Genomic DNA, 14919 nt, shown 5'->3' on the forward strand with positions numbered 1-14919 from the left:
TGGTTAGGCCGGCTCGAAGCGGAAAACGGCGAGCCGGCCCGCCAGTGCTTCGAATTCGTCGGCCGTTCCGTCGCGCACCGTGCCCGACCGTTTCGCAAAGGCCACACCGACCGGAACTTCGGTGGGGAACGCCCGCAGCACCGGCCGGGCCTCGCTGGCGGACAGTTCGACGATCCGGACGGAGCGCGAGCGTCGGCCACGGCTGAGGGTGCCGATGCCCGCGGCGCGGGCATTCGCCGCCCAGTCGGCGCCGGGATAACCGGCCACCACGTAGAGGCCGCCCTGGAAATGGAACGGCGTCATCGGGGTGCTGCGTGGTTGACCCGACTTGCGCCCGGGCACGGTGAGCACCATTGCGGGCCCGGTCGGAATCCCGAGCCGTTGCACCGCCATCATGAACTTATTCATCGGCTTGAGGTAGCGCGGGGGACGTGGATCGGTCATCTCAGATTCCTACTTTCTCGTTGTCGAATACACCGCGGTGCTCGGACACCCAGTGCGCGAACGGAACTGGCGGGCGGCCGAGGATCTTCTCCACATCGTGGGTGACCAGGGCGGGCCGGCCGACCGTCTCGCCGAGCATGGCGATGTAGGCGTCGGCGAATCCGGCGCCGAACCCCAACCCGATAAACCCTTGGCGCACCGCGTCAGCGGGGATCTCGCGATACTGCAGCGCCCGGCCCAGGACACCGCCGATGACCTCGACCAGCTCCGAGTTGGTGAACGCCCTGGGACCAGTCAGCGGGATCCGCTGTCCGACAAGTTCGTCGGTGAGCAACGCGCGCGCCGCGACGCCCGAGATGTCCGTCTCGACGATCGGGGCGATCGATGCGGCGGCGTACGGCCCGGCGACCACGTCGCCGGCGCGGATCTGCGCAGACCACATGCCGGCGAAGTTCGTCGCGAACACCGTGGGCCGCAGGCTCACCCAGGCCAGGCCGGAGTCGACCGCCAGACGCTCGACCTCCCTGTTGCGGTCGCCGCGAAACCGGGACGGCTGCCGGGTGACGTCGTCGTCGGCATTGATCGCCGACAGCGCGACAAGCTTGGTGACTCCGGCCCGCCCGCATTGCGCCACCACGTCTTCCAACTGTCCGCCCAGCGCCCGCGAGTTCAGGAACACCGCGGAGGCACCCGCCAGCGCGTCGGCAGCCGAACCGAACACCTCCACGTTCGGGGGAAAGGCGGCCGGCGCCGGTTGTCGGGTGACCGCCCGAACTTGGGCTCCCGCGGCGAGCAGTTCGGTGACGAGTGGGCGTCCAACGTTGCCGGTCGCACCGGTGACGACGATGGTCATGAGAGGGCTCCTTTCCGTGAACTTCTTGCACTGCTGAAACGACGGGGCAGAAGGTGGGAAAGTTACATCGCAAACCCGTAACTTTTTGCCCCAGCAGATCGTCGAAGAGTCATGAACCAGTCGTCGTCAGCCAGCGACCAGGTCAGCGAGGCCTGGCGTCGCCACCGCCCGTATCTGGTCAACCTCGCCTACCAGATGCTCGGTGATATCGGCGAGGCGGAAGACATTGCGCAAGAGGCCTTTCTGCGGCTTTCGCGCGCCGACGTAAACGAGATCGAGGACGCCCGCGGCTGGCTGACCGTGGTGGCCAGCCGCCTCTGTCTCGACCAGGTGCGCTCGGCACGCGCCCGCTACGAGCGCCCCGGCGAAGTCGCGGAACAACCGGCGCCGCGCCGCTTCGACCCGGCCGACCGGGTCACCCTCGATGATGAGATCCGCACCGCGCTGCTCGAAGTATTGCGCAGGCTCAGTCCCGGTGAACGGGTCGCCTTCGTGCTGCACGACGTATTCGGTGTCCCCTTCGATTCGATCTCGCAAACCGTGGGCCGCCCGGTCGGCACCTGCCGGCAGCTGGCACGGCGTGCGCGGTCTAAATTCCATGCCGCACAACCGAATTTGACCGAAGTCGCGCCGGTAGAGCACCAGCTGGTCACCGAAAAGTTCATCACCGCCTGCGCCAACGGTGACCTTCAGGCGTTGGCCGCCGTCCTGGATCCGACGGTGTGGGGCGTGGGCACGATCCTCGCGGACCCGGTGCCGCCACCACAGATCAACCACGGGCCAGATGCCGTGGCCACCAACCTGTTGCGCTACCTGTGGCCGGACGTGACCCTGGTCAGCGGTCCGGCGGGGGGACCGGTGCTGCTGGCCTTCAGCGAACGCCGCCTGTTCGCCGTCATCGTGCTGACGATCCGCGAATCCCGGGTGCGCAAGATCGAGGCGATCGCCGACCCCGCGGCCCGGGCTTAGTTCTGCTTGTCGGTCGGCCGCTGGTCTTTCGCGCCGTCGGGACGGGCGGCGAAGTAGCCGGCGATGGTCGCGGTGACCTCGAGGAACTTGCGGCGCGTGGCCGGGGCCAGCTCGTGGCCCACGTCGATGACGCCGCCGGGCCGCAGGTGGGGGTCGAAAGGCACTTCGATGACCGGGCGGCCGTGATCGGTGAACTCGCGAGCGAGCAATGCCCGGGTGCGTTTGTCGGCGTGCCCGTCGGAATCGTTGAGCACCACGATGCTGTGCCGCAACAACGTGGTTAAGCCGTGATCGGTCAGCCACTCCATGGTCCGCGCCGCCGCGGATGCGCCGTCGGCCCAGGGCGAAGACACGACGATCAGCGCATCCAGGTCGCGCAGGACTTCCTGGGTGAGCGGCGAGTCCATCGTCGAGCCGCAGTCGATGACCGAGATCGTGAAATGGCGGTCCAGCCGAAGCGCGGCTTCCCGGTAGATCGCCGGATCGAGCACCCGGCGCGGGCCCGACGCCGGTTCGCCGGCGAGCACATGAAGGCCCGCGGAATTGCGGCCCAGCCGCGCCACTACATCGTCGAAGGACCGGAGGTTCTTGTCGGCGGTGAGCTCCCAGAACGAGCCCGTCGACGCCGGATCGATTCGGCTGCTGAGCCGGCCGAACGCGGTGTCGGCGTCGATAGCCACGACGTGGTCCTGCCGGCGGAGTGTGGCGAACAGTGAGCCCACGCTCGCGGCCACCGACGTCTTTCCCACGCCGCCCTTGCCCAGCACGCCGACCTTGTAGTTGCCGTACAGGCGGGTCCGGATGGCCGCTTCGAACTGTGCCTCCTGCTGCTGGGCGGGAGACGGGCCCAGGTTGATCAGGCCGAAGGTGGCCAGCCGCAAGACGCGTCGCCAACCGCGGTCGGGTAGCTCCCCGCCCTGCTGAAGATGCGGTTGGGGGCCCGTGTGGGGAGCCTGCTGCGGTGTGGGATGGGTCGGCTGCCGGGGTGGCGGCCGGAACGATGGCGGGGCGGCCGGAGCCGACTGTGTGGGCGACCAGCCCTGCGGCGGCGCCGACGGCCGAGCCGGTGGGGGCCGGGAGGGGGCTGACGGCGGACGCGGGGGAGCGGGCCGCTGGGCGACGGGAGGCGTGGCGGTCTGAGGCCGCTGCGGGGTGGGCTGGGGCTGCTGTGGGGAGGGACCGGACGGGCGTGCCGCCGGGGTGTTCGCCCGCTCGGGCTGCAGACGGTCCCGCAGGAATTCGTCGCGCTCGTTCATGGGCTCCTCGCGTGCCGGGTGGTCGATCGTCGCCCCAAAGGGGCGGCGGCGACGAACGTATTACGTGATAAGCGCCACCGCCCAACCTGCGACGGCCGGGTGTGACCAATCCCGTCCAGTATCTCCTGCCGCGCCCTATGCGTGAACCTGCAAACTCGGCCGCGCGCGGCTCCGCGCCGCCAAGACGCACCCGGTTGCGCGCTGAGCACGCTCATACCCGCGCATAGCAACATCGCCAACCCACCCAGCGTGCTCGTCAGCAAACTCGTCGGGCGGGACTGCCCGGGCCAAGACCTCCTGGAATACGCGCAGCTATCGAAAGAATTCGTGGCCCCGGACTGGGGGTGGGCATAATTGCATATCAACACCCAGCAGCGAAATTTACGACGCTGCCAGCCGGCGGTTAGACTTGACGAAGTTGGCATGTCAGGCGGGTATTGTCATATCGTTTTACGACTTGTCGAGACCGGTTCCAGGCCACCGTTCAAAGCTGCACGGACGTCCCTACAGGATCATCTCCGCCGGGGGCACAGCCCATCGAGACAAGACCGAAGGGGTTCTAGCCCGCAACTTCCGGGTGCGACCTCGTCGGGGCCGCTGCTAACGGCCGCGCAGAACGTTCAGGTGAAGGGTCAGGTGCATATGACGCCCAAGCGCGTCGGGTTATACAACCCCGCGTTCGAGCACGACTCGTGCGGGGTTGCCATGGTCGTCGATATGCACGGCCGTCGTAGCCGCGACATCGTGGAGAAGGCAATCACCGCGTTGCTGAACCTCGAGCACCGGGGTGCCCAGGGCGCCGAGCCTCGCAGTGGTGACGGCGCCGGCATCATGCTTCAGGTCCCGGACGCCTTTCTGCGCGAGGTCGTCGACTTCGAATTGCCCCCCGAGGGCAGCTACGCCACCGGCATCGCGTTCCTGCCGCAGTCGTCCAAGGACGCCGCCACGGCGTGTGCCGCGGTGGAGAAGATCGCCGAAGCCGAGGGCCTGACGGTGCTGGGCTGGCGCAACGTGCCCATCGACGACTCGTCGCTGGGCGCCTTGTCCCGCGACGCGATGCCCACCTTCCGGCAGGTATTCATGGCGGGCGCATCCGGGATGACGCTGGAGCGCCGCGCCTATGTGGTGCGTAAGCGCGCCGAGCACGAATTGGGCACCAAGGGTCCCGGCCAAGACGGGCCCGGCCGTGAAACCGTCTATTTCCCAAGCCTTTCCGGTCAGACACTCGTCTACAAGGGCATGCTGACCACGCCTCAACTCAAGGCGTTTTACCTTGACCTGCAAGACGATCGGTTGACCAGCGCGCTGGGTATCGTGCACTCCCGGTTCTCCACCAACACTTTCCCGTCCTGGCCGCTGGCGCACCCGTTCCGCCGCGTCGCGCACAACGGTGAGATCAACACCGTCACCGGTAACGAGAACTGGATGCGGGCCCGCGAGGCGCTGATCAAGACCGACGTTTTCGGAGCCGAAGCCGACGTCGAGAAGTTGTACCCGATCTGTACGCCGGGGGCGTCCGACACCGCACGTTTCGATGAGGTGCTCGAACTTCTCCACCTGGGCGGGCGCAGCCTGGCCCACGCGGTGTTGATGATGATCCCCGAGGCCTGGGAACGCAACGAGTCGATGGATCCCGCGCGGCGGGCTTTCTACCAGTACCACGCCTCGTTGATGGAGCCGTGGGACGGCCCCGCGTCGATCACGTTCACCGACGGAACCATCATCGGTGCCGTGCTCGACCGTAATGGCTTGCGCCCCTCGCGAATCTGGGTCACCGAAGACGGCTTGGTGGTCATGGCGTCCGAGGCCGGCGTGCTGGACCTGGACCCGGCCAAGGTGGTCCGCCGGATGCGTTTGCAGCCCGGCCGCATGTTCCTGGTGGACACCGCGCAGGGCCGCATCGTCTCCGACGAGGAGATCAAGGCGGAGCTGGCTGCCGAGCACCCGTACCAGGAGTGGCTGGACAAGAACCTGGTCCCGCTCGACGACCTGCCGCAGGGTAACTACAAGCGGATGCCCCATGACCGGCTGGTCAAGCGTCAGCAGATCTTTGGCTACAACTACGAGGAACTCAACCTCCTGGTCGCGCCGATGGTCCGCAGCGGCGCCGAGCCGATCGGGTCGATGGGCACCGACACCCCGGTCGCGGTGCTCTCGCAGCGGCCCCGGATGCTCTACGACTACTTCCAGCAGCTCTTCGCGCAGGTGACCAACCCGCCGCTGGACGCCATCCGCGAGGAGGTGGTGACCAGTCTTCAGGGCACCACCGGCGGCGAGCGCGACCTGCTCACGCCGACCGAGCGCTCGTGTCATCAGATCGCGCTGGCGCAGCCGATTCTGCGTAACCGGGAGCTGGCGAAGCTGATCAATCTCGACCCGGATGCCGAGGTCAATGGTCGCCCGCATGGCATGCGCTCCAAGGTGATTCGTTGTTTGTACCCGGTCGCCGAGGGCGGCGCCGGGCTGGCTTCCGCGCTCGAGGAGGTGCGCGCGCAGGCGTCGGCGGCGATCGCTGACGGCGCGCGAGTGATCATCCTGTCCGACCGCGAATCCGACGAACAGCTGGCGCCCATCCCGTCGCTGCTCGCGGTGGCGGGGGTGCACCACCACCTGGTGCGCGACCGGACCCGGACCCACGTCGGGCTGGTGGTGGAAACCGGTGACGCCCGCGAGGTCCACCACATGGCTGCGCTTGTCGGCTTCGGCGCCGCGGCGATCAATCCGTACATGGCATTCGAGTCCATCGAGGACATGCTCGATCGCGGCGTGATCGAAGGCATTGACCGCAAGACGGCGCTGAGCAACTACATCAAGGCCGCCGGCAAGGGCGTGCTGAAAGTCATGTCCAAGATGGGCATTTCGACGGTGGCCTCCTACACCGGTGCCCAGTTGTTCCAGGCGGTCGGCATTTCCGAGGACGTGCTCAGCGAGTACTTCGCCGGCTTGAGCTGTCCCATCGGCGGCATCACCCTGGACGACATCGCCGCCGACGTCGCCGTCCGGCACGCGCTGGCCTACCTGGACCGCCCGGACGAGCGGGCCCACCGCGAGCTCGAGGTGGGCGGGGAATACCAGTGGCGCCGCGAGGGCGAGTACCACCTGTTCAACCCTGAGACCGTCTTCAAGCTGCAGCACGCGACGCGCACCGGTCACTACAAGGTGTTCAAGGACTACACCCGTCTGGTCGACGACCAGAGCGAGCGGATGGCATCGCTGCGCGGCCTGCTCAAGTTCCGGGCCGGGATCAATCCCCCGATTCCCGTGGACGAGGTCGAGCCCGCCAGTGAAATCGTCAAGCGCTTCTCGACCGGGGCGATGAGCTACGGCTCGATCTCCGCCGAGGCGCACGAGACGCTGGCCATCGCGATGAACCGGCTGGGCGGCCGGTCCAACTGCGGTGAAGGCGGCGAAGACGTCAAACGGTTCGACCGCGATCCCAACGGCGATTGGCGGCGCAGTTCGATCAAACAGGTCGCCTCCGGGCGGTTCGGCGTCACGTCGCACTACCTGACGAACTGCACCGACATCCAGATCAAGATGGCGCAGGGTGCGAAACCCGGTGAGGGCGGCCAGCTTCCGGGACACAAGGTGTACCCCTGGGTTGCCGAGGTACGCCATTCCACCCCAGGCGTCGGCCTGATTTCGCCGCCGCCCCACCACGACATCTACTCCATCGAGGATCTGGCGCAGCTGATCCACGACCTGAAGAACGCCAACCCGTCCGCGCGGGTGCATGTCAAGCTGGTCTCCGAAAACGGGGTCGGCACGGTTGCCGCGGGCGTGTCCAAGGCCCACGCCGACGTGGTGCTGATCTCCGGGCACGACGGCGGTACCGGCGCGACTCCGCTGACTTCGATGAAGCACGCCGGGGCACCCTGGGAGCTGGGGCTGGCCGAGACGCAGCAGACGTTGCTGCTGAACGGATTACGTGACCGGATCGTGGTTCAGGTGGACGGCCAGCTCAAGACGGGCCGCGACGTGATGATCGCGGCGCTGCTCGGTGCCGAGGAATTCGGCTTCGCCACCGCGCCGCTGGTGGTCTCCGGCTGCATCATGATGCGGGTCTGCCACCTGGACACCTGCCCCGTCGGGGTAGCCACCCAGAACCCGGTGCTGCGCGAACGCTTCACCGGCAAGCCTGAATTCGTCGAGAACTTCTTCATGTTCATCGCCGAAGAGGTGCGCGAATACATGGCGCAGTTGGGATTCCGCACGCTCAACGAGGCCGTCGGTCAGGTGAACTCCTTGGACATGACGTTGGCGCGGGCCCACTGGAAGGCGCACCGGCTGGATCTGGGCCCGGTGCTGCACGAGCCGGAATCGGCGTTCATGAACCAGGACCTGTACTGCAGCTCGCGCCAAGACCACGGTCTGGATAAGGCACTGGACCAGCAGTTGATCGTGATGAGCCGCGAGGCGCTGGACTCCGGAAAGCCGGTGCGGTTCTCCACGACCATCGGCAACGTCAACCGCACGGTGGGCACCATGCTCGGCCATGAGGTCACCAAAGCTTATGGCGGACAAGGGTTGCCGGACGGGACCATCGACATCACCTTCGACGGCTCGGCGGGCAACAGCTTCGGTGCGTTTGTGCCGCGGGGCATCACGCTGCGCGTCTACGGCGACGCCAACGATTACGTCGGCAAGGGCCTGTCCGGTGGCCGGATCGTGGTTCGGCCCTCGGACGACGCACCCCAGGACTACGTTGCCGAGGACAACATCATCGGCGGCAACGTGATCCTGTTCGGCGCGACCAGCGGCGAGGCGTACCTGCGCGGCGTCGTCGGCGAGCGGTTCGCCGTCCGTAACTCCGGGGCGCACACCGTCGTCGAGGGTGTCGGCGACCACGGTTGCGAATACATGACCGGCGGCAAGGTCGTCGTGCTCGGTCGCACCGGCCGCAACTTCGCGGCAGGCATGTCCGGCGGCGTGGCCTACATTTACGATCCGCAGGGCGAATTCCCAGGCAATCTCAACGCGGAGATGGTCGAGCTCGAGAGCTTGGATGAAGATGATTACGGATGGTTGCACGGCATGATTGAGGCACACGTTGATGCCACCGATTCCGCTGTCGGCCAGCGCATTCTGGGTGACTGGTCGCAACACCAGCGGCACTTCGCCAAGGTGATGCCGCGGGACTACAAGCGGGTGCTACAGGCCATAGCCGAAGCCGAACGCGACGGCGCGGATGTTGACAAGGCGATCATGGCGGCCGCGCATGGCTGATCCGAGCGGCTTCCTGAAGTACACGCATCGGGAACTGCCGAAGCGTCGGCCTGTCCCGCTGCGGTTGCGCGACTGGCGCGAGGTCTACGAAGAATTCGATAACGAGACGTTGCGCGAGCAGGCGACCCGCTGCATGGACTGCGGTATCCCGTTCTGCCACAACGGTTGCCCGCTGGGCAACCTGATTCCGGAATGGAACGACCTGGTGCGCAGGGACCGGTGGCGCGATGCCATCGAACGGCTACACGCGACCAACAACTTTCCGGACTTCACCGGGCGGCTGTGCCCGGCTCCCTGTGAACCGGCCTGTGTGCTCGGCATCAACCAGGATCCGGTGACGATCAAGCAGATCGAGCTGGAGATCATCGACAAGGCCTTCGACGAGGGCTGGGTGCGGCCGTTGCCACCGGAGGAGAAGACCGGGAAAAAGGTCGCCGTGGTCGGTTCCGGGCCGGCGGGTTTGGCCGCCGCCCAGCAGCTGACCCGCGCCGGCCACACGGTCACCGTGTTCGAGCGGGCCGATCGCATCGGTGGACTGCTGCGCTACGGCATCCCGGAATTCAAGATGGAAAAGCGCGTGCTGGACCGCCGGCTGGATCAAATGCGAGCCGAGGGAACCGAATTCCGGGCCGGGGTCAATGTCGGCGTCGACATCACCGCCGAGCAACTGCGTGCCGACTTCGACGCCGTGGTGCTGGCCGGCGGTGCCACCGCCGGGCGTGATCTGCCGATCCCCGGCCGTGAACTGGACGGCATCCACCAGGCGATGGAATACCTGCCGTGGGGTAACCGCGTGCAGGAGGGCGACGACGTGCTGGGCCCCGACGGGGAGCCGCCGATCACTGCCAAAGACAAGAAGGTCGTCATCATCGGTGGCGGGGACACCGGCGCCGACTGCCTGGGCACCGTGCACCGGCAGGGTGCGGCAGTGATCCACCAGTTCGAGATCATGCCGCGCCCGCCGGAGACGCGCGCGCCGTCCACCCCGTGGCCGACCTACCCACTGATGTACCGGGTGTCCTCGGCGCACGAAGAGGGCGGCGAGCGGGTGTTCTCGGTCAACACCGAGGAATTCGCCGGCGAGGACGGTCACGTGACGGCGCTCAAGGCGCACGAGGTGACCATGCAAGACGGCAAGTTCGTCAAGGTGGAGGGGTCCGAGTTCGAACTCGAGGCCGACCTGGTGTTGCTGGCGATGGGATTTGTCGGCCCCGAGAAAGAGGGCCTGCTCACCGACCTCGAGGTAAAACTCACCGAGCGCGGCAACGTCGCCCGCGGCGCCGATTTCGACACGTCGGTTCCGGGCGTCTTCGTTGCCGGCGACATGGGCCGCGGCCAGTCGCTGATCGTCTGGGCGATAGCTGAGGGCAGGGCTGCTGCGGCCGCGGCGGACCGATTCCTGATGGGGTCGACCGCGCTGCCGGCGCCGGTCAAGTCCACCGCGGTGCCGCTTCAGTAGTAACACCAGTCACACAAGAAACATGACCGAGTTCGCTCGGCGAGTCTCCCACTGTTTGCCAGACGTCAGGTGTCTAATAACCCGTTGTGAGCCCGCTCACATGGGGGTCACACCGGTTTTCCGGTTGAACGGCCGATCGCAGGAGAGATTCTTGTGCATATCCACCCATTACCCCGGACACGGATGGGGCGAATCGCCTGGTCATGGTTGCGTCACCCGGTGAAAAGTCGTGAATTCCCCGCCAAGCATGAGCGTCTGGTGACTGCTCAGGACTTGCTGCTCTTGGGTGCGTGATCGCCCGGTCGACGCCCCGACTGGTGCGCGGCGGGTTTGCTCAGAGTGTGCCTGGCGGGATTTTCCCCGGGCGGTTCGAAGATGCGCCGTGAAACGGCGTCACCGATCCCATAAGCCCGAGCCGCGGATCGCCTCGGCGAGTGGCTCCAGCACGGCCGGGTCGTGCGGCGGGGGAAGGTAGACGATGCCCAGATCCAAGCCTTCGGCGGCCAGCCCGGCCGCGTCCTCGATGACTTTCCCGTAGTTCAGGTCCGGCTCCAGGCGCAGGTGTGCCGACAGCGTGATCTCCTTGGGATCGCGGCCGATGTCCGCGCAGTGCGAGGCCAGGACGTCACGCTTGTGGGCGAAAACGTCGGGCGGACCGCCCACGAAATTCCAGTGCTGGGCGTAGCGAGCGGTGATCCGTAGCGTGCGCTTCTCCCCACTGCCGCCGATGCAGATCGGCGGGTGTGGCCGCTGCGGACCCTTGGGCTCGTTGCGGGCACCCTTGAGCTGGTAGAACTTGCCGTCGAAGTCGGTGGTCTCCTGGCTGAGCAGGCTGGTCAGCACCTCGCACGCCTCTTCGAAGCGGTCGAAGCGTTCCTTGATGCTGCCCAGTTCGATGCCGTAGGCGCCGGACTCCTCTTCGTTCCAGCCCGCGCCGATTCCCAGCTCGAGCCGTCCGTTCGAAATGATGTCCAGCGCCGCCGCCATGTTGGCCAGCACCGCGGGGTGGCGGTAGTGGATCCCGGTTACCAGGGTCCCCACCCTCAGTCGCTTGGTGGCCTGCGCGAGTGCGGTCAGCGTCGTCCAGCCCTCCAGGCACGGCCCAGCGCTGTCGGAGAAGATCGGGTAGAAGTGGTCGAACGTCCACCCGGACTCGTAGACCTCGATGTCATCGGCCGCTTGCCAGACGGTGAGCATCTGTGCCCAGGTGGTGTTCTGCGGAGAAGTCTTGAAAGCGAATCGCATGCCATCGACGTTAGACGGTGTTTATGAAGGGCAACTAAACTCAAGCGGCGATGACTGCTGTGTGTGGCTCCCTCGGAATAGACACCAAGATCACCCTGTTGGCGGCGGGCCTGATCTTCCTACTTGCGCTGGTTCTGGGCGTGTGGAAATACCGCGAGATGATGACGTCCGAGAACCACCTTGCGCATCCCTACGTCGACATCGCGCATCGGGCCGCGTTGCTGTACTCGTTCGCGACGCTGCTGCTCGCGGTCTTCGTTCAGCTGAGCGCCTGGCCGGTGTGGGTGAACCTGACGGCCGCGGGAGTGGTCGTCTTCTTTTTCGTGGCGGCCATCCTGGCCTACATCAACCACGGAGCGCGGCGCGACACCGTCAACCAGTTCGAAAACGCCGACGGGCGCATCGCGCTGGCGATGGCGTTGCTGATCGCCGGGGAGATCGGCGGGTTCAGCGTGCTGCTCGCCGGATTCGTCGCCGGCCAGCTCCTGTGATGCGCGGAGGTCTGGTGGGCACACTGGAGTCATGGATCCGGTAGCGGCGTTACGGCAGATCGCCTACTTCAAGGACCGGAGCCGCCACGATTCCAGACGCGTGATGGCCTATCGCAATGCGGCCGACATCATCGAGGCCCTCGACGACGCGACCCGGGAACGTCACGGCCAGGCCAACAGCTGGCAGACGCTGCCGGGGATCGGCCCCAAGACCGCCAAGGTCATCGACCAGGCGTGGTCCGGCCGCGAGCCCGACCTGCTGGTCGAACTCCGTTCCACCGCAGAGGATCTCGGTGGAGGCGACATCCGTTCCGCGCTGCGCGGCGATCTGCATCTGCACTCCAACTGGTCGGACGGTTCGGCGCCGATCGAGGAGATGATGGCCAGCGCGGCGGCGCTGGGCCACGAGTACTGCGCACTGACTGACCACTCGCCGCGGCTGACCATCGCCAACGGCCTCTCGCCGGAGCGGTTACGCAAGCAGCTCGACGTGATCGAGGGCTTGCGGGAGAAGTTCGTGCCGATGCGCCTCCTGACCGGGATCGAGGTCGACATCCTCGACGACGGCAGCCTAGACCAGGAACCCGAGCTGCTGGAGCGCCTCGACGTGGTGGTGGCCAGCGTGCATTCCAAGCTGTCGATGGATGCGGCCGCGATGACCCGGCGCATGCTGCGCGCGGTGGCCAACCCGCACGCCGATGTGCTCGGTCATTGCACCGGCCGGCTGGTATCCGGGAACCGTGGCATCCGGCCGGAATCCAAATTCGACGCCGAGGCGGTGTTCACCGCATGCCACGATCATGGCACCGCCGTGGAGATCAACTCCCGGCCCGAGCGCCGCGATCCGCCGTCCCGGCTGCTGAACCTGGCGCTGGAGATCGGGTGTGTGTTCACCATCGACACCGACGCCCACGCGCCGGGCCAGCTGGACTTCCTGGGTTATGGCGCCCAGCGCGCGCTGGACGCGGGTGTTCCCGTCGATCGGATCGTGAACACCTGGTCCGCCGAGCGGCTGCTTGAGTGGACCGGCTCCAATTAGTCCGGCAAATGCGGCATCTCGAAGCCCGGATCGCGGCCCAGCAGCACCGCGGGCGTGAGCGCCGACTTGCCATAGCGCCGGCGCACCCGGTCGATGGCCGCGTCGATGTCGTCGCCGGACACGCGGTGCTTCGGCTCGCCGAACGGCAGCATCAGCTGCTGGGAGCCGCTGCGGTCGATGCCCGCCACCGCGAACCCGACCAACGTCAGGCCGCGCTGGGCGATGAGCGGCGCAGCATGCGCGACCAGTTGGCGTGCGGCGGCCAGCAGGGGCGCCGTGGACGAGGTGGCCCACGGCAACGTATGCGATCGGGTCGCCCGCGTGAAGTCGTCGAAGCGCAGCCGCAGCACCACCGTGCGACCGGTACGCCCCGCTGCCCGCATGCGGCCGGTGATGCGGTCGATAAGATTCACCACCACGGCGTCGATTTCATTGTCCGACATGGTGTTTCCGGCGCGTCCCAGCGCCCGCTGAGCGCCGACGGACCGGCGACGCACGCCGGTGGTCACCCGACGGCGGTCGATATTGCGGGACAACGCGTACAGCTGGCGGCCCATCGCACCGCCCACCATCGAGCCCAGTGCGGACTCGCTGAGCTCGGCGACGTCGGCGACGGTCACGATGCCGTGCGTCCGCAGCTTCTCGGCGGTCACCGCGCCCACACCCCAGAGCCGTCGCACCGGAAGCGGCCGCAGGAACGTCAGCTCCTGATCGGGCGGCACCAGCAGCAGCCCGTCGGGCTTGGCTTCCTGGCTGGCGACCTTGGCGAGGAATTTCGTGCGCGCGACGCCGACGGTGATCGGCAGTCCGACGCGGTCGCGCACGTCCGCCCGCAGCCGCGCGGCGATCGCGACCGGCGTGCCGCTGACCCGGCGCAGCCCGCCGACATCGAGGAAGGCTTCGTCCACCGATAGCGCCTCGACGATCGGGGAGCAATCGCGGAACACCTCGAAGACGGCGTCACTGGCGCGCGAATACGCGCTCATCCGCGGGGGCACCACGACGGCGTGTGGACACAGCCTTCGCGCCTGCGACCCGCCCATGGCCGTACGCACGCCGTAGGCCTTGGCCTCGTAACTCGCGGCCAGCACCACGCCGCCGCCCACGATCACCGGGCGGCCGCGCAAGGTGGGGTCGTCGCGCTGTTCGACGGACGCGTAGAACGAATCGAGGTCCGCGTGCAGGATGGAAGCATCGCACCGCACGAACATATGTTCGCATACGGCTCCGACAAGACCTTGTCAGCAGGCTTTGCCGTAGACGCTGCTGACCCAGACGTGCACCAGCGTGTCAAGCAGTTGCTCGTCGGGCACCGACGGTCGCCCGTCGGCGAACGAGCTGAGCATGACCTTTTCGTTGAGCAGGTTCAGTGCCGCGGAGAGGTTGTGGGCCGGCAGTGTCACCGGCGCCGCGCCGCGGGCGCGTTCGGCTTCGATCACGGTGGTGGTGTGCTCGACCCATTTCTGCATGAAGCGCGACCACAGCTCGCCGACATCCTTATTGGTGCGCGCAGCGTCGGCGGCCAGCGACACCGCCCGATGCGCCCCGAAGGTCTCGACGAACACATTGATCCCGATGCGCCACAACGCTTTCAGATCGGCGGGCGGGTTGGCGACCATGGTCTCCAGCGCGGAGTCGGCTTCCATGATCACGCGCTCGAACAGGGTGAACAACACCGCGTCCTTGGACGGGAAATAGAAGTAGAACGTCGGCCGGGACAGTCCGGCCCCTTTGGCCAGGTCGTCGACCGAGATGTCGGCGAGCGGGCGCTCCAGCAGCAGCCGCTCGGCGGTGGACAGAATGGCCAGTTCACGGTCGTCGCCGGACGGGCGCGCCGAACGCCTGCCTCGGTGGGTGCGGGCGGAACCGACGGTAGTCACGGCCGCTACCTTACACCGTGTTGAAAGTTTCAACACGATGTTGACTGACTCAACACC

General features: G+C 67.0%; 11 protein-coding genes. 5 read left to right on the forward strand and 6 right to left on the reverse strand.

The window, feature by feature from the left end; all coding sequences use genetic code 11:
• Positions 1 to 3 precede the first annotated feature (3 nt).
• Entirely contained in the window at positions 4 to 444 is a 441-nt protein-coding gene (locus tag VFW69_RS21830; RefSeq protein ID WP_526504493.1) for a nitroreductase family deazaflavin-dependent oxidoreductase, read from the reverse strand.
• Between the two features lies 1 nt (position 445).
• Entirely contained in the window at positions 446 to 1297 is an 852-nt protein-coding gene (locus tag VFW69_RS21835; RefSeq protein WP_526504495.1) for an NAD(P)H-binding protein, read from the reverse strand.
• Between the two features lie 111 nt (positions 1298 to 1408).
• On the opposite strand from VFW69_RS21835, the gene sigI reads away from it, so the two are divergent.
• Complete coding sequence (gene sigI / locus VFW69_RS21840) at positions 1409 to 2266, forward strand: RNA polymerase sigma factor SigI (protein ID WP_526504497.1); 858 nt, start codon at positions 1409 to 1411, stop codon at positions 2264 to 2266.
• Here the strand turns inward: sigI and VFW69_RS21845 are convergent.
• Positions 2263 to 3522 carry a MinD/ParA family ATP-binding protein gene (locus VFW69_RS21845; protein WP_526504499.1) on the reverse strand — a complete coding sequence of 420 codons (1260 nt, stop codon included), beginning with the start codon at positions 3520 to 3522 and terminating at the stop codon, positions 2263 to 2265. The genes sigI and VFW69_RS21845 overlap by 4 nt on opposite strands.
• A 642-nt stretch (positions 3523 to 4164) precedes the next feature.
• On the opposite strand from VFW69_RS21845, the gene gltB reads away from it, so the two are divergent.
• Together gltB and gltD are read left to right on the forward strand one after the other, a co-directional pair.
• A complete protein-coding gene (gene gltB, locus VFW69_RS21850; RefSeq protein WP_526504501.1) occupies positions 4165 to 8748 on the forward strand; it encodes a glutamate synthase large subunit in 4584 nt (1527 codons plus the stop codon).
• Positions 8741 to 10207 carry a glutamate synthase small subunit gene (gene gltD / locus VFW69_RS21855; RefSeq protein WP_526504503.1) on the forward strand — a complete coding sequence of 489 codons (1467 nt, stop codon included), beginning with the start codon at positions 8741 to 8743 and terminating at the stop codon, positions 10205 to 10207. Before gltB ends, gltD begins: the two co-directional genes overlap by 8 nt.
• 393 nt (positions 10208 to 10600) lie before the next feature.
• On the opposite strand, the gene VFW69_RS21860 is transcribed toward gltD, so the two are convergent.
• On the reverse strand, positions 10601 to 11452 hold the full coding sequence (locus VFW69_RS21860; protein ID WP_526504505.1) for an LLM class F420-dependent oxidoreductase: 852 nt from the start codon (positions 11450 to 11452) through the stop codon (positions 10601 to 10603).
• 50 nt (positions 11453 to 11502) lie between these two features.
• Between VFW69_RS21860 and VFW69_RS21865 the strand changes: the two genes are divergently transcribed.
• On the forward strand, positions 11503 to 11943 hold the full coding sequence (locus tag VFW69_RS21865) for a hypothetical protein (protein ID WP_526504507.1): 441 nt from the start codon (positions 11503 to 11505) through the stop codon (positions 11941 to 11943).
• A gap of 31 nt (positions 11944 to 11974) precedes the next feature.
• Positions 11975 to 12982 (forward strand): PHP domain-containing protein, encoded by a 1008-nt coding sequence (locus VFW69_RS21870; protein ID WP_526504509.1) that lies wholly within the window; start codon positions 11975 to 11977, stop codon positions 12980 to 12982.
• On the opposite strand, the gene dinB is transcribed toward VFW69_RS21870, so the two are convergent.
• Both dinB and VFW69_RS21880 read right to left on the reverse strand, forming a co-directional pair.
• Positions 12979 to 14193: a DNA polymerase IV gene (dinB, locus tag VFW69_RS21875; RefSeq protein ID WP_526504511.1), complete on the reverse strand. Its 1215-nt coding sequence runs from the start codon at positions 14191 to 14193 to the stop codon at positions 12979 to 12981. The two genes, VFW69_RS21870 and dinB, sit on opposite strands and share 4 nt — an antisense overlap.
• A gap of 30 nt (positions 14194 to 14223) precedes the next feature.
• Complete coding sequence (locus VFW69_RS21880) at positions 14224 to 14862, reverse strand: TetR/AcrR family transcriptional regulator (protein ID WP_526504513.1); 639 nt, start codon at positions 14860 to 14862, stop codon at positions 14224 to 14226.
• Between the last annotated feature and the right edge of the window lie 57 nt (positions 14863 to 14919).

The sequence above is a fragment of the Mycobacterium sp. genome, from assembly GCF_036273375.1.
Taxonomy (GTDB): Bacteria; Actinomycetota; Actinomycetes; order Mycobacteriales; family Mycobacteriaceae; genus Mycobacterium.